This window comes from Streptomyces ardesiacus (assembly GCF_003112575.1).
GTDB classification, from domain to species: domain Bacteria; phylum Actinomycetota; class Actinomycetes; order Streptomycetales; family Streptomycetaceae; genus Streptomyces; species Streptomyces ardesiacus.
Map to the genome: position 1 here is coordinate 849971 of NZ_BEWC01000001.1, position 23195 is coordinate 873165.

Here is a 23195-nt window from a genome sequence, read left to right on the forward strand (position 1 = left end):
TCTCTTCAGGAGTCCATCGCACGATGAGGGCGACGGCGCGCTCCGCATACGACGAGCTACTTCCCAAACACGGCCTGGCCGTCACCTTCGCCACTGCGGGCCTGGTGGCCGGCGGCATCTTCTACGGCCTGGCGTACCTGCTGGACTTCCAGGAGATCGACACCACCGCGAAGCTCGACGCCAAGACACTCTTCGACCTGGTGAAACTCTCCTTCGGCGTGGTCGCCGGGGCCGGCACGCTCGTCGCCCTGGTCGTCGCCTACCGCCGCCGGCGCGTCGACGAGGCCGGCGCCACCGCGAGGCCACCCGGCTGCACACCGAACGCTTCTCCCAGGCCGGCGAGCAACTCGGCTCGGACTCCCCGGCCGTCCGGCTCGGCGGCGTCCACGCCCCGGCCGACGACGCTCCCACGCAAGACCTGCGCCAGACCTGCATCGACGTCCTGTGCGCCTACCACCAGCTCCCCTTCACCCCCGACCCAGGCGACGCCCCCGCCTACGAGGAGGAGCACCACCGCTACCTCGCCCTGCGCAAGGTCAGGCACACGATCCTGCGCCTCATCGGCGACCACCACCGCCGCCCCCAGGGAACCCGCCGCTCCTGGCAGGGCTGCGACCTCGACCTCACCGGCGTCATCATCGAAGGCCCTATGGACTTCGGCGGCGCGACGTTCTCCGGCAGCAGGGTGTCCTTCGACGACACGACGGGTCAGGCTCCTGAAGGGCTTCTCGCCTCCGTCGGTACTCCTGTTCCTGCCACGGTCACATTGCCCGAGGCTTGGCTGACCCGGAACACGTAAAAGATGGGGGGCATAAAAGGTCCCATCTGAGCGCCCCGATACCTCTGTCTCTGTCGTCACCCTCAGATCAGGCGGCTACATGTTCAACGTAAAGAGGGCTGGCCACCAAAGCCCGCACCATTGCCGAACGCCCACCTACGGAGAATGGCACTTGCAGCCCAAATGTCACTCTCGCGTAGCCGGCGAAAAGACCAGCAGCATGAGGTGGGAGACGTTCATGATCAAGCTGGTGCAGCAGGACGCCGAGCGCCCCACCCGGATCTTCACCGTTGCGGGGCCTATTGCCGTACAGCAGATCCACGAAGCCGGGGGGATAGCTGCGGGACACAGACAGGTCCGTGGGTTCGGGAGGCGAGGCCGCTAGGCCCAGAAGATGCTCAGGGGAACCATGAAGTACGAGTCGCGGCTTGGCACCGGACCAGGGTTCATACCGCGAGTGAGGCTCCCAGAACACCACAGCCGCCGGTCCAGTCGGATGCTCGACGGGTTCGCCGTTGTCGCCCCAATCGTCGGTCGTAGGCCGTACAAGCTGATAGTTCATGCGCGTCTTGAACTTCACCCACTGGCCGGCATCAGGTGATGCCACGTGATAATCGGCAGGCTTCGGGGACAAGGATTCAAGGTGCCGAAGCACTCGTTCCAGGTTCGGATGCCCCTGTGGGGCATCGGCCAGCGCGAACTGCAGTTCCCCGAGCCCAAGGGGAGCCGTAGCGCCTAGTCCGCTGATGCGTCGCCCCCATCGGCGGCGGCGAGGGCTTTCGTCTTCACGGAACTGGGCGAGCTTGCGCTCGGATAAGTAGATCAGCTCACGCATGTGTTGAGACGTTACCAGCGAGCAGCGGGGATAGGAGACCTCGTTGGTCAAGATCAGGTGGCAGAGAACTACCCGTCGTCAAGATCGCCTGGCAAACGGCCAAGATCCTTTGTCGGGGGTCAGCGTGCACCTCTGACAAACGATTTTGATCGATTGTCACTGGACTTTGACCGAAGGTGCTTCCGGCGAGTGCTTCGCAAGTGGGGCGGTTGAACTGTTCGGCGGCGGCCGGCGCGGGAGTGGCCCACCCCTGGAGCGCGGGTGCTCCTCGATGTCCCCGGCGGAGTTGAGGATCATTCTGATGCCTGCTCTGATGAGCGGCTCGTCGTCGGCGACGAGAACCCGGATCATGCGGTCTCCTGCGCGGGATCGGTGTGACAGGCGGACAACAGGCCGGCTCATCATGCCCGATCCGGCCGGGAGCGCGGTCACAGACCTCGGGTCAGGGGCTCCATGCGTAGGACACTTTGGAGGCGAGCTTCCCGTCGCGGAAGCAGAACCGGTAGACGATGTCCTTCTCGTCGTCCACGAAGTGTTCGCAGGCCGCGTCATCGGGCAGCGCAGGCCCCTGCTTCTCCACGCCGTCGGTGAGCAACGAGCCGCCTTCCGGCAACTTCCCGCGCAGGTCCGCCTCGGCCTCGCCGACTCGTGCCGACTCGTACACGCTCGCCGGTATGGCCCCCTTCTCCAACTCGTCGATCCCTTTCGACACCCCCCACACCAGAAGGGCGCCGACGCCCACGACGAGGACCACGGCGGTGGCAGCGCATCCCAGGGCGGCGTTCTTCTTGCTGCTCATGATGGTGGCGAACTCCTTTTGCTGTACGGAGCGTTCGAGGACGCCACCACCATGTCCCGCCGAGGCCCCGCCGATCTGCCCTCGGAAGTCGTCGTCCGCAGCCACCGAAGTCGCGTCGCCCGGAGGGGACTGCCGCTCGCCACCGGCGTACGGCAGCACACCGGCGAGGCGGAAGCCCCCGTCGGGGGTGGGGCCGGTGTGCACCATGCCGCCGACCAGCCGGGCCCGCTCCCGCAGGCCCGTCAGCCCCTGTTGACCGCTGATCGCGGGGAGTGCGGCCGGAACCCCGGCCGGTACTGGGCCGTTCGCCACCTCGACTACGAGGCTGTCCGGTTCGTAACGCAGCGCGACCGTGATCGGGGCGCCTGGCGCGTGCTTGTGTGCATTGGTCAGTCCCTCCTGAGCGATGCGGTACGCCGCCCGGTCGACAGCGGGGGTGAGAGGTCGCTCGGTGCCGGAGCGGTGCAGTTCCACTGTCGCGCCCGCCGCCCGCGACGACGCGACCAGCCCTTCGACGGAAACCGCGGCACGGTCCGAGGAGGGCCCGGCTCCCTGCGGACCGGGCCCGGACATCTCCGCGTCATTGCGCAGGATGCCCACGGCTTCGCGCAGCTCCCGCATCGCCGATCTGGAGGCCTCCCGGAGGACGCCCACACCTTCCCGCTGGCGGCCGTTGAGCTCCGGGTCCACCTCCAGTGCCCCGGTGTGCACGGCTATCAGGGCAAGTTGGTGGCCAAGGCTGTCGTGCATGTCCTGGGCGATGTGCTGCCGCTCCAGCAGCCGGGCCTGGCGCGCCACCATCGCCCGTTCGCGCACCAGTTGGGCGTTGTGCCGCCGCAGGGCGTCCAGCAGGGCGTGCCGCTGGGCACGGTACCGGGCGGCGAACCCGGGCACCACCGCCAGCACCAGGAACGGACCCCCGGTAAGTGCGACGGTCACCAGCACCGACAGTCCGAGGTCTTCATCCGGTGCGGTGGCCACGCCGGCGACAAGGTGGAGCACGAAACCGGCCGTGAACGCGGCCAGTGCCCGCGCCGGGCGCTCGATGCGGCTGCCGGCGGACCAGCCGGCGCAGACCAGCAGGACGAACGCACCGGGAAAGGTGCCGGCCAGGGCTGACGCGGCCAGCAGTACCGACGCGGGCAGGGCACGACGCGCCAGGGACAGTACGGCGACGACCAGGGCCAGTGCCCCGCCCTGTACCAGGGAGCCGGTCTCCGCCGTGCGAAGGATGCCTGCGATCCCGGAGAGCACTGGCGTGAGCGCGGCCTCGCCGACGATCCGCCGCCGGGGCCAGGGGGAGGCGGCGGCGAGACGGAAGCGGAACGACGGTCCGGTACGGGGAGTTTCTGCAGCATCCACGTGCAGACGATAGACGGCTGCCCTCTGACGCCCGCATCCTTCCTTCGGTGCGGTCGCGCGCGACGAAGGGGGGTCGGGGGGCCTCGGTTCCTGGGATTCCTGCCCTCTTTGGTCGTTACGGGTGACGACTTATGGAGACTGCCGCAGGACGGGCGGTCCGGTGACGATGGCTCCGCCGGACGCACTCAGCGGCGGCACAGGGAACGACGGCTTCGGGAGCGGAACAGTGGACAGTGCGGGACAGTGGACCGGCAGACGTTTCACCGTCCGGCAGGAGAACCGTCTCAAGGCCGGCCGTTACACCGTGAGCGAGCTGATGCCGGACGGCTCGGAGGGCGAGGTCCTGGCCTGCGCCGAGGTGAAGCGATTCTCGCTCAAGGAGAAGATCACCTTCCACGCCGGCCCGTCCGGGACCCGCGTGCTGTTCACCATCGAGGAGCGCGCCCTTCGCGGCGCCGGTGATGGCTACGACGTGTGGGACGCGGAGGGCGGCCTTGTCGGCGGTTTCGAGGAGAAGGACGTCGCCTCTCTGGTGCGTTCGACCTGGGTGCTGGACCAGCCCGGATTCCCGGCCGCCGTCGGCCGGGAGCGTAACCGGTTCGTGGCTGTGCTCCGCCGCGTCTGGGACTTCCTGCCGCTGGACCTGGTGCCGTTCCTGTGGCCGTACCACTTCGACTTCGAGACGGGGGGCAAGCAGGTGCTGAAGGTGGACAGGAAGTGGGGGCTGCGGGACCGTTACGTGGTCGACATCCTCATCCCCGGGCCGGACCCCCGCCTGGCCGTCGCCCAGGCCGTGGCCCTGGACACGTTCCAGGACCGGTGACCCGAAGAGACTGGCGCCGGCGCGGGGCGGGTGGGCCATGTCGCCGGTGGGAAGGCTCCAGGCCCATGGCCGGATACCTCCGGACCGGCCTCGAACAGCCACGGGCGTCGGTGTCCAGCCAGGAAGCGAATGTTCTCCAGTTCTGCGGGCGGCGGCGCATCCCACACTTTGCAGGACGACCAGTACGCGCCGGAGTAACGCCACTGCCCCTTGCGCCGGTGAGAGGTTCGCCACGGAGCAACGAATTGGGTCGGGTGCGTAGGGCGGCAGGTAGTAGATGGTCAGCCAGTCCCGGGTCGCGGCGAACTCCCGCAGTCCTGCTGCCTTGTGGACGTTGAGGTTGTCCCGGACGAGGACGGCCGGTCCGCCGAGCTGGGTGTGGGCGGCGATAAGCAGGTCGCGGTAGTCGCGCCAGGAGAAGCTCTTGCGTCCGTGGCGGTTGCCGTCGTCGCGGCGGGGCCGGTAGATCAGTCGCGATCTCTGGCCGGGCTTGTAGCAGGTCAGCGCGGCGATGGAGATGCGTCTGCGGGAGCGGCCGCGGATGCGCACATGCCGAAGGCGGTGAGTGCCGCGGCGACGGCGGCTGCCGCGGCGCACACCAGGAACGCGGTGCTGAAGCCGCTGCCCAGGGCGTCCAAGGCCAGGCTGTGGGCCGCGGATCCCGGAGCGCCCGGGGGCAGGCCGTTCACGGCGATGGGGCCGCCTGCCGCGGCGATCTCCCGTGCTGCCGCGGTCTCGGCGGCCGGCAGGACGGTGCCGGAGAGATTCGTCGCGAACGCCGAGCCCGCCCCGCTGAGGGCGACCGCGCCGACGACGACCGGACCGAGGGCGAACCCCAGGTCGCGCAGCATGTTGGTGGTGGCGCTGGCCATGCCTGCCAGGTGCGGGGGCACGCTGCCCAGTGCCACGGCCGTGACGGAGCTGACGGTCAGGGCGAATCCGACGCCGATCAGCAGGGCGGGCGCCACGAACGCGCCGAGCCGCGGGTCGGTGACGTCCAGCCGGGCGCACAGCAGGCAGCCGACCGCCATCAGGACGAACCCCGAGGTCAGTAGCCGGGACGGGGAGACTCGGTGCAGCAGCCATGAGACGACGGGGATGAGCAGGAAGGCCGGCCCCTGCAGGAGCAGGAAGGGAAGCGCCACCCGGATCGGGTCCTGGTGCTGCACCGGACCCAACCACATGCTCGTCGCGAAGCAGGCGCCGAGGAAGGCGAGCATGCCGATGACGGCGGCGGCGGACGACACGGTGAAGGCTCGATTGCGGAACAGTCGCAGGTCGAAGATGGGGGATTCCGCCCCCAGCTCCACGACGACGAATGCCGCGAGGAACATCGCGCCAAGGGCGAGCGAGAGAATGACGGGCAGGGTCGTCCAGCCTGACTCGGGGCCCTCGACGGCGCCGTACAACACCAGGATGAGACCGGGCGCGAAGGTGACCTGACCGGCTACGTCGAACTTGCGACCCTCGGGTGCTTTCGACTCCGTCGCCAGCGCCATGGTGAGCACCATGCTGATCAAGGCGAGTCCGACGAGCACCCAGAAGGAGCCACGCCACGTCCCGATTCTGGCGAACATGCCCCCGAGCAGGGGGGACACGGCGGCGCCGGCGGACAGGAAGCCGCTCCAGACGGCTACGGCGTGCGCCCGCTGCCGTACGTCGCGGGTGACCGCGGTGAGTGCGGTGAGCGAACCGGGGAACATGGCCCCGGCGCCCAGTCCATTCAGGGCGGCGCCGAGCCAGAGCACCTGGACGGTCGGGGCGAGCGCGGCGACGGTACTGCCGGCGGCCACCAGAGCGGTGCCCGCGACGACGAGCCTGCGGCGTCCGAACAGGTCGCCGAGGACACCGAAGGTGAACTCGAAACACACCACCGCGATCATGAACGCGGCGGTGATCCAGGTGAGTTGCGAGCCGTGGGTGTTCAGGTCCTGCTGGAACAGTCCGTTCAGCGAGGCCGGCAGCGCATTTGCGACCTGGGCCACGAAGACCGCGCCGCAGGCGGCAGCCAGTGTTCCCGCGTAGCCCGGTGTCCGGGCGGCCCCCGCGGTTGGGCCCGGGGACGTCGTCGTCCCGTTGTTGAGTGTCATCGCTTGTTCTCCCTGGATGGGGACCTCGGGTCACCCGGAAGCGGGAACCCCGAAGTGTGGAAGCGCTCGGCTCCGCGCACGCGGTGGGGGAGAGAAGGCACGGCGCGCGTCCGGCGTGGTGCCGTGGAGAATGACACTTGGCTTTACTTCGCGTCAATGAAATGTGCGGGAAATAAAGGTTCTTTTCTTCAAGCAAGGCTGGCGAGTCGGGGGTTACGGCTGGTCGGCCAAGTCCTCTTCAAGGGAGTGCGCCGCCGCCTCCAGCGTGGCGACCAGCGACTGCAGACGCTTCGGGTCGTAGCGCACGCTGGGCATCGACACCGACAGCCCGGCCAGCGCGGTGCCGTCTCGACCGCGCACCGGGACGCCCACGGCGATCAGACCCCGCTCGGAGCGCTCCTTGTTGACGGCGAACCCGTTGCGGCGCAGCCGCCGCAGCTCGGTCCGCAGCCGGGCGAGATCCGGCCGCTCGGCCGGACGGTCGCCGTAGCGCTCCGGTGCGTACACCTCGTCCAGCTCCTCGGCGGTGAGGTCCGCGAGCAGCAGCAGTCCCGCCGTCGTGCGGTGGGCCGGGAACACCATGCCTTCACGGGAGCCGACCCTGAGCGCCTGCCGGCACTCGACGCCGGCGATGAACCGGGCGGTGTCCCCGGTGCGCACGATCAGGTTCGTCGTCTCGTCCAGGAGGTCCACGACCCGGCGCAGGTGAGGCAGGGCCGCCACACGCAGCCGCGACACCAGGGACTGGGAGTGCGCGGCCAGCTCCAGCACCGGCCCGGCGCGGTAGACGCGGTCCTCGCCCTGCACGGCGAAGTCCCGGTAGACGAGCATCGCCAGGATGCGGTGGGCCGTCGACCGGGCGACGCCCAGGCGCTCCGCGAGCTGTGCCACGGTCGCGCCGCCCTCCATCTGCAGCATGGTCGCCGCCCGCAGCGCGTGGTCCACGCTGGCGATGGGGTAGGGCGGCGGCGTCTTGAGCGGTTTGTTCATGGCGGCCTCCGGATTCTGCTGTGCAGAATCTACATGTTCCAACAGCAGACGCCCTGCACGCTGGCTCCGTGACTGAGTCCTCCCTTACCCAAGACATCGCCGCGGGCTCCCCGGTGCGGCTGCAGGCCGTCAGCGCGGAGGGACAGCCCGAGGTCACCCCGGCGCTCGAGGAGCTGTACCGGGGCTTCGAGCAGGAACTGCTCGTCCCGCTGTGGACCGAGATCGGCGACCTGATGCCTGCCCACCCGCGCTCGCGCGCCGTGCCGCACCTGTGGCGCTGGGAGCGGCTGCGCGCGCTGGCGGCCGAGGCGGGCGACCTGGTCCCCGTCGGCCGTGGCGGCGAACGCCGGGCCATCGCCCTGGCCAACCCCTCCCTCGGCGGTCGGCCCTTCGCCACCCCGACCCTGTGGGCGGCCATCCAGTACCTGATGCCCGGTGAGGACGCACCCGAGCACCGGCACACCCAGCACGCCTTCCGCTTCGTCGTCGAGGGCTCGGGCGTGTGGACGGTCGTCGGCGGCGACCCCGTGCCGATGAACCGCGGCGACTTCCTCCCGCAGGCCGGCTGGAACTGGCACGCCCACCACAACGCCACCTCCGAGCCGATGGCCTGGATCGACGGCCTGGACATCCCGTTCCAGTACGTCACCGAGGCGCAGTTCTTCGAGTTCGGCCGCGACGAGATCAGCGACGCCGAGCGGGTCACCCCCGAACGCTCGCGCTCCGAGCGCCTGTGGGCCCACCCCGGCCTGCGCCCGCTGTCAGCCACCCCGGCCACGCCCGGCAGTCCGCTGCTGTCGTACAAGTGGGAGTACACGGACGCGGCCCTGCGCGACCAGCTGCTGCTGGAGAAGGAGGGCTTCGGCGGTACCGTCGAGCCCGGTCACGCGGCGGTGCGCTACAGCAACCCGCACGACGGCTCCGACGTCCTGCCGACGATCCGCGCCGAGTTCCACCGTGTCGCCCGGGACGCCGAGACCGCGCCGGTGCGCGAGACCGGCTCGTCCGTCTACCAGGTCTTCGACGGCTCCGGCGTGGTGACCGTCGGCGACAGGTCCTGGACGGTCAGCCGCGGCGACCTGTTCGTCGTCCCGTCCTGGGAGCCGTTCTCCGCGAAGTCCGAGGCCGGCTCGTCCGACTCCGACTCCGGCGCCCTTGACCTTTTCCGTTTCTCGGACGCGCCCGTCTTCGAGGCGCTCAAGCTCGACCGCACCCAGAAGGACGCCTGACATGAAGCTCGCCACCCTCCGCACCGCCGACGGCACTCGCGCGGTCCGCCTCGACGGCGACGTCCTCGTCGACCTCGGCCACGTCGACCTGGGCGAGCTGTTCGCCGAGGACGGCTGGCAGGACCGGGCCGCCGCGGCGACCGGCACCACCTACCCCGTCGACGGTGCCGACTTCGCGCCGGTCGTCCCGAACCCCTCCAAGGTCATCTGCGTCGGCCACAACTACACCAACCACATCAAGGAGATGGGCCGGGACCTGCCCAGCTACCCGACCCTGTTCCCCAAGTTCGCCGAGACCCTGCTCGGCGCGAACGACGACATCGCCAAGCCGGCCGAGACCGACACCCTCGACTGGGAGGTCGAACTGGCCGTCGTGATCGGCAAGCGGGTGCGCCGCGCCGACGAACGGCAGGCCGCCGAGGCCATCGCCGGGTTCACCGTCATGAACGACATCTCTGCGCGCGACTGGCAGTTCCGTACCATCGAGTGGACCCAGGGCAAGATCTGGGAGGCCACCACCCCCGTCGGCCCCTACGTCGTCACCCCCGACGAGGTCGGCGGCGTCCGCCCTGCACTCGAAGTGAAGACGGTCGTCGACGGCGAGGTCATGCAGCGCGACGACACCGGCACGCTGCTGTTCGACCCGGTCTTCCTCGTCCAGTACATCTCCACCGTCATCACCCTCCGCCCCGGTGACGTCATCGCCACCGGCACCCCGGCGGGCGTCGGCAACGCCCGCGACCCGAAGGTCTTCCTGTTGCCCGGTCAGACCGTCGTCACGGAGATCTCCGGTCTTGGCGCCTGCTCCAACAAGGTGGTCGAGGGATGACCGCCGCCCCGCGCACCCTCAACGACGCGCGCGCCTGGGTCCGCACCGGCACCGAGCTGCTGCTCGACGCCGTCGCGGGCTTGGACGAGGACGCCTTCAAGGCCCCGAGCGCACTCCCGGACTGGACACGCAAGCACCTGGTGGCGCACGTCGCCGCCAACGCCGACGCGCTCGGCAATCTGGTGCACTGGGCGGCCACCGGCGAGGAGACTCCCATGTACGCCTCCGCCGAGGAGCGCGCCGCCGGCATCGTCAAGGGTCCCACCCTGTCGGCGGACGAGCTGCGCTCCTGGCTGACGGACTCCGCGCAGAAGCTCGCGGCGGGACTGGACGGGCTCACCGAGGAGCAGTGGGGCCACCAAGTCGTCACCGTCCAGGGCCGTACCGTCCCCGCCACCGAGCTGCCGTGGATGCGGGCCCGCGAGGTGTGCGTCCACGCCGTCGACCTCGGCACCGGCGTCGTCACCTTCGCCGACCTGCCGAACGGCTTCCTGGCCGCGCTCGTCGCCGAGATCAAGGCGAAGCGCGGACTGACCGAGCTGCCCGACGGCCCGCTGCCCGAGGTCGCCGCCTGGCTGGCGGGCCGGCCCCACTCGCTGACCGACGTCCCCGAGCTCGGCCCCTGGCTGTAGAGGAGTGCACCCATGTCCCACCCAGATGTGATCGTCGTCGGCGGCGGCATCGGCGGCCTCGGCGCCGCCTTCTCGCTGACCCGCCAGGGCCTCGCCGTCCGCCTGCTGGAGAGCGCCCCTGCCTTCGGTGAGGTCGGCGCCGGCATCCAGCTCGCCCCCAACTGCACCCGCATCCTCGACGATTACGGTCTCCTCGACGAGGCCAAGAGCCTCGGTGTCGTCCCCGACGCGATGGTCATGCGCGACGCCGTCGACGGCGCGGAGCTGACCCGCCTCGATCTGCGCGACCTGGAGACGAGGTACGGCTATCCCTACCTGGTCATCCACCGCAGCGACCTGCACGGCCTGCTGCTGCGCGCCTGTGAGCGCGCCGGGGTCGAGTTGATCAACGACGCCCAGGTGACCTCGTACGAGAACACCGACGGCGGGGCCCGCGTGACCCTCGCCTCCGGCGCGATCCACGAGGCCGGCATGGTGATCGCCGCCGACGGCCTGCACTCGGCCGCCCGCGAGCTGTTCGTGGACGACGAGCCCGTGTCCTCGGCGTACGTCGCCTACCGCGGCACGGTCCCCGCCGAGCAGCCGCGCGTGGGGTCCGTCGATCTCAGCGAGGTCGTGGTGTACGTCGGCCCCCGCTGCCACTTCGTCCACTACGGCCTGCGCGGCGGCGAACTGCTCAACCAGGTCGCCGTATTCGAGTCGCCCAAGGCCCTGGCAGGCCGGGACGACTGGGGCACGCCCGACGAGCTCGACGCCGCCTTCGCCGACACCTGCGACTTCGTCCGCGACGGCCTGCCGTTCATGTGGCGCGACAAGTGGTGGCGGATGTTCGACCGGAACCCGATCATGACGTGGGTCCACGGACGGATCGCCCTGCTCGGCGACTCCGCGCACCCGCCGCTGCAGTACATCGCGCAGGGCGCGATCATGGCCATCGAGGACGGCTGGGTGCTGGGCGAGCACGTCGCGCGCCACCGCGCCGCGGACGGCACGGTCGACTGGACCGCCGCGCTCGCCGCTTACGAGGCTGTCCGCCCCGAGCACTGCCGGCGCGTGCTGACCACCTCCCGCAAGTGGGGCGAGCTGTGGCACCTCGACGGCCTCGCCCGCGAGCAGCGCAACGCCCTGCTGCGCGCCCGCGACACCTACGACTACTCCTTCACCGACTGGCTGTACGGGCCGACCGCCCTGTCGCCTGACCAGGAACCGGAGATGTTCATGCCCATCCCACTGTCCTCGGTGGCCCCCGGCGAGGCGGCCCTCGCCGGGGGCGCGGCATGAGCGACGCCTGCCTCTGCGCGGCGACCCGCACGGGGCCCGGCAGGTCCTCGTGATGATGAAGCTGTTCACCCGGGACGGCGCACCCAAGCTGGTGCCCGCGTGCACGTACCCCCTCACCGGGCCCGGCTGCGTCCACCGCGTCTCCATCGACCACGGCGTCATCGCCGTCGGCCCGGACGGTGTCCGCGTGCTGGAGACGTACGGCATTTCCGTGGCCGCCCTGCGGGAGCGCCTGGACGTCGAGCTGACCGGCTGACAGGGCGAGGACTTTACGCGAGGTTGTTGTCACGTACTGTGCGTAAGCTGATCGTTCGCCGTGCCGGGGCAGGGTTAGGATCTCCGGCATGGCGAACCTTCGTGAGGCACAGAAGCAGATGACCCGCCGTCTGCTGCTGGAGTCGGGACTGCAGCTCTTCAAGGCGAAGGGGTACGCCGCCACCACGGTGGACGACATCGCCACCGCCGCGGGCACCACACGCGTCACCTTCTACGCGTACTTCCCCTCCCGCAGCGAGCTGATGCGGACGCTCATCGACGAGCAGCTCAACGAGGCGCTCCAGCGCGTCCGCTCGCCCGAGCACGGCTCCACCGCCCAGGATCTGGTGACCACCGTCGCCGAAGGGACACCCGAGGCGATCATGGCGTGGCTGCGCCGGACCGCCGAGAGCTGGCCGGTGATCCGGCCGATCATCCGCATCGGCCGGGACGCCGCGGTGATCGAACCGGACCTGCCCGACCTGGTGGAGCGCTGGCTGGAGGAGGCCATCAGCGACATCGAGGACGGCCTCACCGCGGCAGGCCGGTTCGCACCCCACCAGCGGCACTTCCGGGGCGTGCTCGCCATGTCCCAGCTCGACTACGTGGCCCAGCACTGGGACGGCTCCGACTGGAAACTGAGCCGCGACCAGATGCTGGAGGAGCTCGCCGACAGCTGGGTGCGCCTGCTGAACTGACTGGCGCTCAGAGCCCCTCCGTGACCTCCTGGAGCAGCGCCCGCAGCCACGTCACGAAGTGCTGGTCGGTCAGCCTCGGGTTCCACACCATGTCGATGCCGAGCCCGGGCAGCGGGAAGGGGAACTCCTCGATCCGCAGATCGGACAGCCGCCGCATGGCGACGGCGACCTGGTGCCGCAGCAGCGCGACCCCGCCGGCGCGGGCCACCAGGAAGGGCACCAGCAGGAAGTCGGAGCTGAGCTGCCCGACCCGGTAGGGGATGCCCTTGTCCTCCAGCACCGAGTACGGGAAGACCCGCCGGTCGGTGTCGACCACGACATGCGGCTGGGTCGTCAGCAGCTCCAGGGCGTCGGCCTCAGCGGGCGTGTCCGGTGCGGCCACCACCACGACCCGGTCGTCGTACAGCCGCTCGCGCGGATACGGCGAGAAGTGCCCCTCGGAGATCAGCACCACGTCGACGCCCTGTTCGGTGAAGGTCGTCTCGGTCGGCACCGTGATCGTGCGCAGCCGCAGCGTGGCGTGCGGGGCGCGCTCCCCGACGAGCCGGGTCAGCCGGGGGCCGACGACGAACGCGGTGCTGGTCGTCATGGCGACCGTGATGATCCGCCTGTCCGTCGCCGGGTCGAAGACCGGAAAATTCACGAGGCGCGCCGTCTGCTGCAGGGCGCTGCGCAGCGGCCCCACCAGTTCCAGTGCGTGCGGCGTCAGCGTGACCCCGCTGCCGTGCCGGACCACCAGGTCGTCCCCGAGGAGGCGCCGCATCCGTGTCAGGGCGTGGCTCATCGCGGGCTGGGAGAGGCCGACGCGCTCGGCGGCCTTCGTCACCGACCGCTCCTCCAGAAGCGCGAGAAGGGGCACCAGGAGATTCAGGTTGACCGACGCCAGCCGGTCCAGGCCCGACCTCGTGGTGCCCTGTTCCTCCGCGCTCATGGCGTGCAGCCTACGCGGCCGCCTGTGTCATCCGGCGCAGCCGGGGGATCGGTACGCGGTAGTCCAGGGCGACGACGTCCGCGGTGCCGTCGGCATGCGGCCAGCGCATCAGCGCGGGCCCGCCGCCGGGCTCCCCGTCGACGTATTCGGGCTCGCCGTCCACGGGCAGGGTGCCGACCGCCTTCAGGCTCAGACCGAACTGCTCCGTCCAGAAGTACGGCTGGAACCGCAACGGCGGGGACGCGTCCCCGCGGACGAGCGCCCGCGCCGCGACCTTCGCCTGCTCGATCGCGCTGCTCCACAGGGGGACACGGCGTCGCCCCCGCGGGGTGGGGAAGGCCGCGAGGTCCCCGACGGCCGCCACGTCGGGCCGTACGAGCCCGCGCGCGTCGACCTCGATGGCGCCCCGCGCGGTGAGCCCGGAGCCGGCGAGCCACTCCGTGTTGGGGATGTCGCCCGCGGCGGTGAGCACCACCTCGGCCTCCAGGACTCCGCCCTCGGCGAGTACGACCCTCGGCACCCCGCCGCCGTCCGCCAGCTGTGCCCCGGCGCTCTCCACGACCGTGAGCCCCCGATCGCGCGCGGCCCGCGCGAAGACGCCGGCCAGGTACGGGCCGAGCTGCTGCCGCAGGGGCGTGCCCTGCGAGACGAGGGTGACCTCGCAGCCGGAGGCCAGGCAGCCGGAGGCGATCTCCATGCCGAGCGGGCCGCCGCCCACCACGACGACCGACGGTCCGGCCGCCACCCGCCGGCGCAGGGCCAGTGCGTCGTCGAGCCCGCGCAGGGTGAGCTCGCCGGGCAGGGCGGACAGCCGCCGGGCCCGGGACCCGGTGGCCAGCACCAGCCGGTCGTACGGCAGGGCCGTGCCGTCGTCGAGGGAGACGAGCCGGTGGTCCAGGTCGAGGCCGGTCGCCCGCACGCCGAGCAGTTCGGCCGCCCCGTGGCCGGCCGGCGGAAGCTCGTGCGAGGTCAGGTCGTCGCCGTCGAGCAGCAGCGCCTTGGACAGGGCGGGGCGGCTGTACGCGGGGTGCCGTTCGTCGCCGACGATGGTCAACTCGCCGTCGAACCCGGCCTCGCGCAGCGTGTCGGCCGCTGTGAGCCCGGCGATGCCGTTGCCCACCACGACCACGCGCCTGAGGGGTGCGGTGCTCATGCGATCCTCAGGGCCGCGACGGGACACACCCGCACAGCGGCATGGGCGAGGGCGGCGTCGGCCGCGTCGAACTCCTCGCGGTCCAGGACGAGTTCGCCCTCGTCGTCGAGGTGCATCAGCTGCGGGGCGGCCTCCTCGCACAGGCCGTGGCCCTCGCAGCGGGGACGGTTGAGAACGATCTTCATGCGGGAAACACCTCCAGGACGGGGAGCTCCTCGATGCTCCGGGTGGTGTTGCCGGGGACGCGGACCTCGGGTCCGACGACGAGGCGTCCGACCCGGCGGGACAGCGCCTCGATCACGGCGTGGGCCTCCAGCCGGGCGAGCCCTTGGCCCGCGCAACCGTGTGGGCCGTAGCCGAACGACAGATGGTCGACGGGGTTGCGCTCGACGAGGAACGTGTCCGGGTTCTCGTAGTGGCGCGGGTCGCGGTTGCCGGCGCCGAACAGGATCGCGACCTGCGCGCCCGCCGGGATCTCGGACCCCTCGATCGTGACGTCCCGCGTGACGCGGCGGCCCCAGGCGTGGACGGGTGCCCAGAAGCGCAGCACCTCGTTGAAGGCCGCAGGTACGAGCGCGGGGCTCTCGCGGACGAGGGCGAGCTGGTCGGGGTGGTGGGCGAAGAGGGCGACGAGGTTGCCGATGGCGGCGACGGTCGTGTCGACACCGGCGCCGAGGTACTGGTGGATGATGTGGCCGGCCGTGTCCGGCGGGATGGCGCCGCGGGCCTCGGCGTCGAAGATGCCGCGTCCCACGGAGCCCTCGGCGAGGTCGTCGGCGGTGACCTGGGAGCACCAGGCGTACAGCTCGCCGGCGACGGGGAAGTTCTCGGCGGTGCGCTGGTTCGTGGGGCCGAGGACCTGCATGGCGGCCTGCCCCCAGCGCAGCATGGTGGCGCGCACCTCGCCGGTGAAGCCGATGAGGTCGGCGACGACCTCCAGCGGGAAGGCGCGGGCCAGGGCGTCGATGGCCTCGAAGGAGCCCTTCTCCACCAGTTCGGCGACCAGGACGTCGGCCTTCGCCGTGATGGAGCCCTTCAGGCCGCGCAGCGCGCGCGGGGAGAGGTTCTCGGCGAGCGTGGCGCGCAACTGGGTGTGCACGGGCGGGTCGGACGCCAGCGACGTGCCGGCCAGCGCCTCGTTGGCCATCGGATTGAACGCGATCGACGCCGAGGAGAACGCCTCCCAGTCGGCGAGTGCGCCGCGGATGACGTCGTACCGCGTCAGCGCGTAGACGTCGTTGTGCGGCAGGTGCACGACCGGGCCGCGCTCCCGCAGCTCGGCGTAGACGGGGTACGGGTCGAGGACGACTTCGTCGGCGAAGAGGTCCACGTCGAAGGTGGGCGGGGTGCTCATGCCCCACAGTGAAATGTCCGGCCTCGCATCGAACAAGTGAATGCTTGGCATGCCTCGACATGCACCGTGTGCATGTCGCCCGCTTCAGAGCTGCGCAAGGGGTTCCGTGATGCCCGCGCAACCCCCGGCGCATTGTTTTTTCGTGGTGTTCGTTTCATTGACGGCATGTAAAGCGAATGGCTAACGTGACGGCAGCCACAGGGTGCGTGGGCACCCCACGCCGGAGATGTGAGGCATGCGCATGAGCGTCGAGAGCAACACCGTCAACACCGTCCTGGGCCCGGTGCCGGCCGCGGAGCTGGGCGTCGTCTCGGTCCACGAGGCGCTGCTGTCGGTGGTGCCGGGCGCCGAGCACGCCTACGACATCACCTTCGACCGCGCCGAGATCTTCGAGACCCTCGCCGCCAAGCTGAACGACTTCAAGGCGCACGGCGGCGGCACGATCGTCGACAGCACCGGCATGTTCCACGGCCGCGACGTGCGGCTCTACGAGACGCTCACCCGCGCGACGGGCGTGCACATCGTCGCCTCGACCGGCCAGGGACCCGAGGACATGCTGGGCGGCTACTTCCTCACGCCGCAGACCAACCCGCCGACGCCGTGGCCGGCCGAGAAGTTCGCCGACCTCTTCACCAAGGAGGTCACCGAGGGCATGGTCGTCCCGCGCGTCGAGCGGCGCGGCGCCGCCGGCCTGGTCGCCACCGCCGCCACCCGCACCGGCATGACCGCGACCGACGAGAGCCTGTTCCGGGGCGCGGCCCGGACCGCGCTCGCCACCGGCGTCCCCGTCTCCGTCCGCTACGGCAAGGACGCCCTGCACGACCTCGACGTGGTTCTGGACGAGAAGCTGCCCGCCGACCGGGTCGTCGTCGGCGGACTGGACCGCAAGGACGCCGTCGCCGCCGGGACGCCCCTGGAGGTCGCCCGCCGCGGTGCGTACGTCGCGCTCGACCACGTCGGCACGCAGGACGAGGACCATGTGACGGACGCCGAACGCATCGCCCTCGTCATGGAGCTGGCCGAGGCCGGCCTGACCGGCCGGGTCCTGCTGTCGGCCGGCGCCACCGGCGTCGCCAAGGGCCACCCGGGCAACGAGCTGCCGTACAGCCACGTCCTGAGCGACTTCGTCCCGCTCCTCAAGGACAAGGGCCTCGGCGAGGACGACGTACGGCGGATTGTCGTGGGCAACCCGCGGGACCTGTTGTCGGTGCGCTGAGCGCCCCGGCAGGTAAGGCCATCAAGTCTCTTTCTCAAAGGTGAGTGTTGTGTCGAGAGTGAACACGGTCCTGGGTCCCGTCCCGGCCGAGGAGCTGGGCGTCGTCGCGGTCCACGAGCACATCGGGTACGGCATGCCCGGCTCCGAACTGGACACCAAGTGGTGGAAGACGCCCGAGCAGCGGTACGAGGAGACCGTCCCCAAGCTGCGACGGTTCCACGAACTGGGCGGCGGCACGTTCGTCGACGCCACCGGCATCTGCAACGGCCGTGACGTCGACTACTACAAGTCCCTGTCCGCGAAGACCGGCGTGCACATCGTCGCCTGCACCGGCTTCGTCGGCGGCGACACAGCCCTGCCGCACTTCGCGAACGCCGACGTCGACTACCTGATGCGGCAGTTCGTCCACGAGATCACCGTCGGCATCGGCGACACCGGCAGCCGCGCCGGCGTCATCAAGGTCGGCGTGAGCCGGGGCGGGCGGATGACCGACCTGGACAAGCGGATCTACCGGGCCGCCGCCCGTGCCGCCCTCGCCACGGGCGTCCCCATCCTCACGCACCTCGCGATCGACGCCGAGAACGCCGTCGCGATCTTCGAGGAGGAGGGACTGCCCCTGCACCGCGTCCTGTTCGGGCACGTCGACGACGGCGTCAACGCCGACAAGACCCGCGACGTGTGGATCGCCGAGCAGGGCGGCCGCATCGGCTTCGACACCTTCGGCTACGAGACCGAGCTGCCCGACCCGCCGTTCTGGGCCCGCCCCCGCAAGGAACGCCTCGACCACTTCCTGCGCTTCATCGACGGCGGCCGCCGGATCCACCAGGTCCTCGCCTCCGCCGACGCCAACTGCTCCCCGCTCGGCTGGCCAGGCGTCAAGGGGCACACCGTCAACTACATCTTCGAGGACCTCATCCCGGACCTGCGCTCCGCCGGCCTCGACGACACGGCGATCAAGACGATCTTCGTCGACAACCCCGCCGCCTTCCTGACCCTGCAGAAGTAGAGAGAACCAATCATGCAGCTCTCGGACCTCGAGAACCTCAAAATCGCCGTCGTCGGAGCCGGGTACGGAGGTGCCGCCGCCGCCAAGGCGCTCAGCCTCCTGGGCGCCCAGGTGGACGTCTACGAGCAGGCCAGTCGCATCCGCGAGGTCGGCGCCGGAATCGGTCTGCGCCCCTCCACCATGATCCGCTTCCGCGAGTGGGGCATCTTCGACGCGATCGCCGAGGTCACCTCGCCGAGCGACTACTTCGAGATCCTCACCGCCACCGGCGACCCCCTCATGAAGGAGGCGTGGCCCGCCGACGGCGAGCAGGTCCATACCCACCTGATCCACCGAGGCGACTTCATAGACGCCCTCCTCGGCGTGCTTCCCGGGGGCATGGTGCACCTCGGCCACAAGCTGGAGAGCGTCGAGGAAAAGGGTGAGGGCGCCATCCTCACCTTCGCGAACGGCACCACGGCCGAGGCGGACCTGGTCGTCGGCGCCGACGGCATCAAGTCGGTCGTCCGCCACCAGCTGTTCAGCCAGCAGCCCCCGGTGTTCTCCGGCGAGCACGCCTACCGCACGGTGATCTCCACCGACGCCGCCCAGGGCATGGTCGTCGACGACAACCTGCGCATGTACATCGGCCGCGGCACCAAGGTCTACCTGCTGCCGCTGCGCCACCGCGGCCAGGTGTCCTTCGACATCACCGCCCTCAACCCGGACGGCACCTGGGCGCCGCAGGTCACCAAGGAGAACCTGCTCAAGACGGTCGAGGGCTTCGACGAGCGCCTGGTGGCCATCACCCGCGACCTCGACATGGACACCGTGAACATCCGCGCGGTGTACGACATCGACCCCGTCGACACCTGGCACACGGACTCCGTCGTCCTCGTCGGCGACGCCGCCCACTCGATGCTCCACCACCAGGGACAGGGCGCCAACTCGGCCATCGAGGACGGCGGCGCGCTCGCCGACGCCCTGAAGCAGGCCGACTCCCTGAAGGAGGCGCTCGCCCTCTACCAGGCCACCCGCAAGCCGGTGACCGACGAACTGCAGCGCATCTCGCGGCAGGGATGGACCGAGGAAGAGATCAACGACGTTTTTCCCGGCCAGAAGCCCGCCGCCGCAGGACAGGAGTGACCCCGTGACACTGCACCCCGAGATCGCCAAGTTCCTCGCCACCCTCCCGGCCCCGCCCGAGGGCCCGCTGGACCCCGTCGCCATGCGCGCCGCCGACGAAGCCCACGTCGCCCCGCCCGAGGAGCGCCTGCCGCTGCACGCCGTCGAGGACGTGACGGCGACGACGCCCGCCGTCGAGGTACCGGTCCGCGTCTACACCCCCGTCGAGGCCGAACGCCACGGCGTCCTCGTGTACTTCCACGGCGGAGCGTTCTTCCTCGGCAGCCTGGACACCCACGACCACGTCGCCCGCTCGCTGGCGAAGGAGACCGGCCTCAAGGTCGTCTCCGTCGGCTACCGCCTGGCACCCGAGGCGGCCTTCCCGGCCGGCCTCGACGACTGCTACGCGGTCGTGCGCTGGGCCGCGCAGGACGGCAACGGACTGGACTGGGACGGCACGACCCTGGCCGTCGCCGGCGACAGCTCCGGCGGCACCTTCGCCGCGGCCGTCGCCGCCCGGGCCCACGACGACGGCTTCGACCGGATCACCCACCAGATCCTGTACTACCCGTCGCTCGACCTGGACTTCGACGTCGACCGCTACCCGTCGCTGCGGGAGAACGCCGTGGGCTACGGCCTGGAGACCGCGGGACTGAAGCCGTTCAACGCGTTCTACCTCGACAGCGGCGCCGACCCCGCCGACCCGCTCGTGTCGCCCGTCAAGCGGGCCGACCTCACCGGCCTGCCGCCCGCCCTGGTCGTCACCGCCGAGCACGACCCGATGCGCGACGAGGGCGAGCTCTACGGCGCCCGGCTGCACGACGCCGGCGTCCCGGCGACGGTCAGCCGGTACGAGGGCGCGGGCCACGGCTTCGTCCAGCACTTCTCGTGGATCCAGGAATACCACCGGGTCTTCGAGGAGACCGCCGCCTTCCTCGGCCGGCGCTGAACCCGCAGGGAGGGAACACCATGACGCACGACCCGGTCGCCGTCCACCCCCTGGTCTCGCCCTGGGGCCGGTTCGGGCTGTACAGCTTCTTCATCGACGCGCCCGAACCGGCGATCGTCGACACCGGGATCGCCTCCTCGCCCGCCGAGGGCATGGCCCCCGCGCTCGAGGCGATCGGACGCCGTGTCGAGGACGTGCGGTGGATCCTGTTGACGCACGGTCACATCGACCACGTCGGCGGTGCGCACGCCCTGTGGGAGCTCACCGGACGCCGAGCCCAGGTCGTGATCCACGAGGCCGACGCACCGATGCTCCGCTCGCGCCGGGCGCACGTCGAGGAGTACCTCGCCGGACGGGGCCGGTACCTGGCCGACCCCGACGGCGAGGCCAAGGTGACGGCCGCCGCGAACGCCGTCATCTCCGGTGAGATGGAGCCCTCCCTGCTGGTGAAGGGCGGCGAGACGCTGTCCCTCGGCGGTGACGTCACCGTGTCGGTGCACGCGATCCCCGGCCACACCCCGGGCTCCGTCGCGTACGTCGTCGACGGGCAGCGCTCCGTCTTCACCGGCGACGCCGTCCAGGTCCACGGCGCCGCCAACGGTTTCCCCGGCTACACGGACCCGGCGGCCTACCGCGCGAGCCTGGAGCACCTGCGCGACGAGGTCCGCCCGCGCCACCTCTACCTGGGACACCCCTACCGCCGCGCCGACGGCACCCCGTACGGCGTCGAACTCGACGCGACGCAGGCCCAGGAGGCCATCACCCAGAGTCTGGACATCGAGGCCCGGGTCGCCACGGCCGCCTGCGCATGCCTGGCCGAGGGCCTGCGACGGACGGACTCCCCGTACTCGCCGTTCGCCCCCGCCGCCGAGGAACTCGGCTACACCGGCGATCCCACGCTGGAACCGTCGCCGTTCTTCACCTCGATGCACGGCTACCGCCTGCGCAACCAGAATTCGTGACTCAGGAGCACCTCCTCATGACCGACCCCCAGACGATCCGCGCGGGCGCACAGAGCATCGCCGTCCGCAAGGACCTCCGTGTCCCGATGCGCGACGGCGTCACCCTCGCGGCCGACACCTACAGCGGCCTCGACGACGCCCCCCGGCCCGCTCTCGTGGCCCTGAGCCCGTACGGCAAGGAACTCCAGGCCCTCGCGCTGACCACCCCGCCGCAGCGTCGGCCCAGCCCCATGTGGGACGGCTGCATCGAGGCCGGCGACATCGCGCGCGTCGTCGAGGAGGGATACGTCCACGTCATCGGCGACCTGCGGGGCTCCGGCGCGTCCGAGGGCGAGCACATCGGCAACTACAACGCCGGCGGCCTCTCGCTGGGCCAGGACGCCTACGACTTCATCGAGTGGGTCGCGGCCCAGCCCTGGTGCGACGGCAACGTCGGCATGATCGGCATCTCCTACTTCGGCTCGATGCAGGTACTGGCCGCGGCCGAGCGCCCGCCGTCCCTCAAGGCCGTCTTCGTCAGCGGCGGCCACTACGACTTCTACGAGACCACGTACCACGGCGGCGTCATGTGGTTCATGCCGCGCGCAGCCCGCGAGGGCCGCGGGGGCGACTCCGGCTGGGCCTTCACCGACGGCGTCAAGTCCCGCATGCTGGAGACGTACTCGCCCGAGGAGATCAAGAGGCGCGTCGCCGAACGCCTGAAGGACCCGGACGTGGCTGCCTGGCCCAACCTGGTGCATGTCCTCAACTACCCGAAGAACCACGAAGCGTGGTTCGACATCGTGATGAACGACCTCGACGGCGAGTGGTACGAGGAGCGCAACCCGATCACCCTCGCGCCGAACATCGACATCCCGGTCTGGCTCCAGATCGACCAGGGCCGCGGCTGGACGATGGACGGCACCATCGAGCTCTTCCGCGCGCTCAAGGGCCCCAAGAAACTCGACATCGGCCCCTACCCGCCCATGCAGTCGCGGCCCTTCATCGAAGAGCACGACAAGATGTTCCGCTGGTACGAGTACTGGCTGAAGGGCGTCGACAACGGGATCATGGACGAGCCGGCGGTGACCGTGCACGTCGAGGGCTCCCGGCAGCACGTCACCGGCGACCAGTGGCCGCCGAAGGACGTCGAGCACCGCCCCCTCTACCTGCGCCCCAGGCACAAGCTGTCCTTCGAGCCCGAGGCGATGGGCGCCGAGCACGCCGTGCCCGACGGTTTCTACCAGGCACCGCTGACCGTCACCGACAAGGTGGAGATCCTCAGCTGGTCCACCGAGCCGTTCACCGAGCCCACCGAGATGATCGGCCAGGGCGCGGCACACCTGTTCGCCGAGATCGACCAGCCCGACACCAACTTCATCCTGCGCATGTGGGACGAGGCCCCCGGCGGCAAGCGGCAGCTCATCACGACCGCCTACCTCAAGGCGTCGCACCGCGAGCTGGACGAGGAGCGCACCACCGAGGGCGACCCGCACCACCCGCACACCCGCGCGGTGGCGGTCGAGCCGGGGAAGATCGAGGAGTACGTGCTGCGGGTCTACCCGTTCGCGGCGACCTTCCTGCCGGGGCACCGGCTGGTCGTGGAGCTGTCCAACGACGAGCCGTTGGCCGACGAGCACAACGCGCTGCTGCCGCCGGACGCCTTCCACCTGCCGGTGGGCCGGCCCGTCACCCACAAGATCTACCGGGACGCGGCACACCCCTCCCGCCTGGTGCTGCCGTTCACGACGACGACGGCGGCAGCACGGGACGCGAGTCGGTAGAGGGCGCGGCACGCAGCCGCCCAGACCGCGGCGGCCTCGGCGGCGCAGAAGACGGCGCCGACGCCCCGTGTCATCGCGTGCGGTGAACGCGTGTCACCCGCTTCCGGCTTTCAGCAGGCTCATCGAGCTGCCCGGCAGGCCCGGTTGGGGCGTCCG

The 23195-nt window shown here is 70.7% G+C and carries 21 protein-coding genes and 3 pseudogenes; 14 read left to right on the forward strand and 10 right to left on the reverse strand.

Annotation, left to right across the window (positions count from 1 at the left end; genetic code table 11):
* Positions 1 to 23: 23 nt before the first annotated feature.
* A pseudogene (locus Sdi02f_RS36950) lies at positions 24 to 706 on the forward strand (pentapeptide repeat-containing protein); the annotation flags it as partial.
* A gap of 160 nt (positions 707 to 866) precedes the next feature.
* On the opposite strand, the gene Sdi02f_RS35545 reads toward Sdi02f_RS36950, so the two are convergent.
* The 3 genes and pseudogenes from Sdi02f_RS35545 to Sdi02f_RS03485 all read right to left on the reverse strand — a co-directional run bounded on the left by Sdi02f_RS35545 (position 867) and on the right by Sdi02f_RS03485 (position 3774).
* The gene (locus Sdi02f_RS35545) at positions 867 to 1613 is read right to left on the reverse strand and encodes an SAVMC3_10250 family protein (protein ID WP_159107629.1); all 747 of its coding nucleotides are present in this window, start codon (positions 1611 to 1613) and stop codon (positions 867 to 869) included.
* A gap of 267 nt (positions 1614 to 1880) precedes the next feature.
* Positions 1881 to 1964: pseudogene (locus tag Sdi02f_RS36220) on the reverse strand (DNA-binding response regulator); the annotation flags it as partial.
* 91 nt (positions 1965 to 2055) lie between these two features.
* Entirely contained in the window at positions 2056 to 3774 is a 1719-nt protein-coding gene (locus Sdi02f_RS03485) for a sensor histidine kinase (protein WP_053638722.1), read from the reverse strand.
* A gap of 226 nt (positions 3775 to 4000) precedes the next feature.
* On the opposite strand from Sdi02f_RS03485, the gene Sdi02f_RS03490 reads away from it, so the two are divergent.
* Entirely contained in the window at positions 4001 to 4597 is a 597-nt protein-coding gene (locus tag Sdi02f_RS03490) for an LURP-one-related family protein (RefSeq protein WP_108932663.1), read from the forward strand.
* A gap of 186 nt (positions 4598 to 4783) precedes the next feature.
* Here Sdi02f_RS03490 and Sdi02f_RS03500 read toward each other — a convergent pair.
* From Sdi02f_RS03500 to Sdi02f_RS03510, 3 genes and pseudogenes are all read right to left on the reverse strand, one after another.
* Positions 4784 to 5146 (reverse strand): annotated as a pseudogene (locus Sdi02f_RS03500) (transposase); the annotation flags it as partial.
* Positions 5098 to 6687 carry an MFS transporter gene (locus tag Sdi02f_RS03505; protein WP_108932664.1) on the reverse strand — a complete coding sequence of 530 codons (1590 nt, stop codon included), beginning with the start codon at positions 6685 to 6687 and terminating at the stop codon, positions 5098 to 5100. The gene Sdi02f_RS03505 and the pseudogene Sdi02f_RS03500, both read right to left, overlap by 49 nt.
* Positions 6688 to 6900: 213 nt before the next feature.
* Positions 6901 to 7677 carry an IclR family transcriptional regulator gene (locus Sdi02f_RS03510; RefSeq protein ID WP_108932665.1) on the reverse strand — a complete coding sequence of 259 codons (777 nt, stop codon included), beginning with the start codon at positions 7675 to 7677 and terminating at the stop codon, positions 6901 to 6903.
* 68 nt (positions 7678 to 7745) lie between these two features.
* Here Sdi02f_RS03510 and Sdi02f_RS03515 point away from each other — a divergent pair, with 68 nt between their 5' ends.
* The 6 genes from Sdi02f_RS03515 to Sdi02f_RS03540 all read left to right on the forward strand — a co-directional run bounded on the left by Sdi02f_RS03515 (position 7746) and on the right by Sdi02f_RS03540 (position 12601).
* Complete coding sequence (locus Sdi02f_RS03515; protein WP_031085930.1) at positions 7746 to 8906, forward strand: cupin domain-containing protein; 1161 nt, start codon at positions 7746 to 7748, stop codon at positions 8904 to 8906.
* A gap of 1 nt (position 8907) precedes the next feature.
* Positions 8908 to 9735, forward strand: coding sequence for a fumarylacetoacetate hydrolase family protein (locus Sdi02f_RS03520; RefSeq protein WP_031085929.1), 828 nt, complete (start codon positions 8908 to 8910; stop codon positions 9733 to 9735).
* Positions 9732 to 10367 (forward strand): maleylpyruvate isomerase N-terminal domain-containing protein, encoded by a 636-nt coding sequence (locus tag Sdi02f_RS03525; RefSeq protein WP_053638727.1) that lies wholly within the window; start codon positions 9732 to 9734, stop codon positions 10365 to 10367. Before Sdi02f_RS03520 ends, Sdi02f_RS03525 begins: the two co-directional genes overlap by 4 nt.
* 27 nt (positions 10368 to 10394) lie before the next feature.
* The gene (locus tag Sdi02f_RS03530) at positions 10395 to 11648 is read left to right on the forward strand and encodes an FAD-dependent oxidoreductase (RefSeq protein ID WP_108932666.1); all 1254 of its coding nucleotides are present in this window, start codon (positions 10395 to 10397) and stop codon (positions 11646 to 11648) included.
* 52 nt (positions 11649 to 11700) lie between these two features.
* Positions 11701 to 11904 carry a hypothetical protein gene (locus tag Sdi02f_RS03535; protein ID WP_031085923.1) on the forward strand — a complete coding sequence of 68 codons (204 nt, stop codon included), beginning with the start codon at positions 11701 to 11703 and terminating at the stop codon, positions 11902 to 11904.
* Positions 11905 to 11992: 88 nt separating this feature from the next.
* Complete coding sequence (locus tag Sdi02f_RS03540; protein WP_031184904.1) at positions 11993 to 12601, forward strand: TetR/AcrR family transcriptional regulator; 609 nt, start codon at positions 11993 to 11995, stop codon at positions 12599 to 12601.
* Positions 12602 to 12608: 7 nt separating this feature from the next.
* On the opposite strand, the gene Sdi02f_RS03545 is transcribed toward Sdi02f_RS03540, so the two are convergent.
* From Sdi02f_RS03545 to Sdi02f_RS03560, 4 genes are read right to left on the reverse strand one after another with little or no spacing between them, the layout of a single operon-like run.
* Positions 12609 to 13532, reverse strand: coding sequence for a LysR family transcriptional regulator (locus Sdi02f_RS03545; protein ID WP_053638728.1), 924 nt, complete (start codon positions 13530 to 13532; stop codon positions 12609 to 12611).
* Positions 13533 to 13542: 10 nt separating this feature from the next.
* On the reverse strand, positions 13543 to 14685 hold the full coding sequence (locus Sdi02f_RS03550) for an NAD(P)/FAD-dependent oxidoreductase (RefSeq protein ID WP_108932667.1): 1143 nt from the start codon (positions 14683 to 14685) through the stop codon (positions 13543 to 13545).
* Entirely contained in the window at positions 14682 to 14870 is a 189-nt protein-coding gene (locus tag Sdi02f_RS03555; protein WP_031085916.1) for a ferredoxin, read from the reverse strand. Before Sdi02f_RS03555 ends, Sdi02f_RS03550 begins: the two co-directional genes overlap by 4 nt.
* Entirely contained in the window at positions 14867 to 16039 is a 1173-nt protein-coding gene (locus Sdi02f_RS03560; RefSeq protein WP_108932668.1) for a cytochrome P450, read from the reverse strand. Before Sdi02f_RS03560 ends, Sdi02f_RS03555 begins: the two co-directional genes overlap by 4 nt.
* A 241-nt stretch (positions 16040 to 16280) precedes the next feature.
* Between Sdi02f_RS03560 and Sdi02f_RS03565 the strand changes: the two genes are divergently transcribed.
* From Sdi02f_RS03565 to Sdi02f_RS03590, 6 genes are read left to right on the forward strand one after another with little or no spacing between them, the layout of a single operon-like run.
* Positions 16281 to 17255: a phosphotriesterase family protein gene (locus Sdi02f_RS03565; RefSeq protein WP_030399487.1), complete on the forward strand. Its 975-nt coding sequence runs from the start codon at positions 16281 to 16283 to the stop codon at positions 17253 to 17255.
* Between the two features lie 49 nt (positions 17256 to 17304).
* On the forward strand, positions 17305 to 18261 hold the full coding sequence (locus tag Sdi02f_RS03570) for a phosphotriesterase family protein (RefSeq protein ID WP_031184908.1): 957 nt from the start codon (positions 17305 to 17307) through the stop codon (positions 18259 to 18261).
* Positions 18262 to 18273: 12 nt separating this feature from the next.
* On the forward strand, positions 18274 to 19386 hold the full coding sequence (locus tag Sdi02f_RS03575) for an FAD-dependent oxidoreductase (RefSeq protein ID WP_030399489.1): 1113 nt from the start codon (positions 18274 to 18276) through the stop codon (positions 19384 to 19386).
* A gap of 4 nt (positions 19387 to 19390) precedes the next feature.
* Positions 19391 to 20314 (forward strand): alpha/beta hydrolase, encoded by a 924-nt coding sequence (locus Sdi02f_RS03580; protein WP_108932669.1) that lies wholly within the window; start codon positions 19391 to 19393, stop codon positions 20312 to 20314.
* 20 nt (positions 20315 to 20334) lie between these two features.
* Positions 20335 to 21276: an MBL fold metallo-hydrolase gene (locus Sdi02f_RS03585; RefSeq protein ID WP_031085904.1), complete on the forward strand. Its 942-nt coding sequence runs from the start codon at positions 20335 to 20337 to the stop codon at positions 21274 to 21276.
* Between the two features lie 17 nt (positions 21277 to 21293).
* Positions 21294 to 23039: a CocE/NonD family hydrolase gene (locus Sdi02f_RS03590; RefSeq protein WP_108932670.1), complete on the forward strand. Its 1746-nt coding sequence runs from the start codon at positions 21294 to 21296 to the stop codon at positions 23037 to 23039.
* Positions 23040 to 23195: the final 156 nt, after the last annotated feature.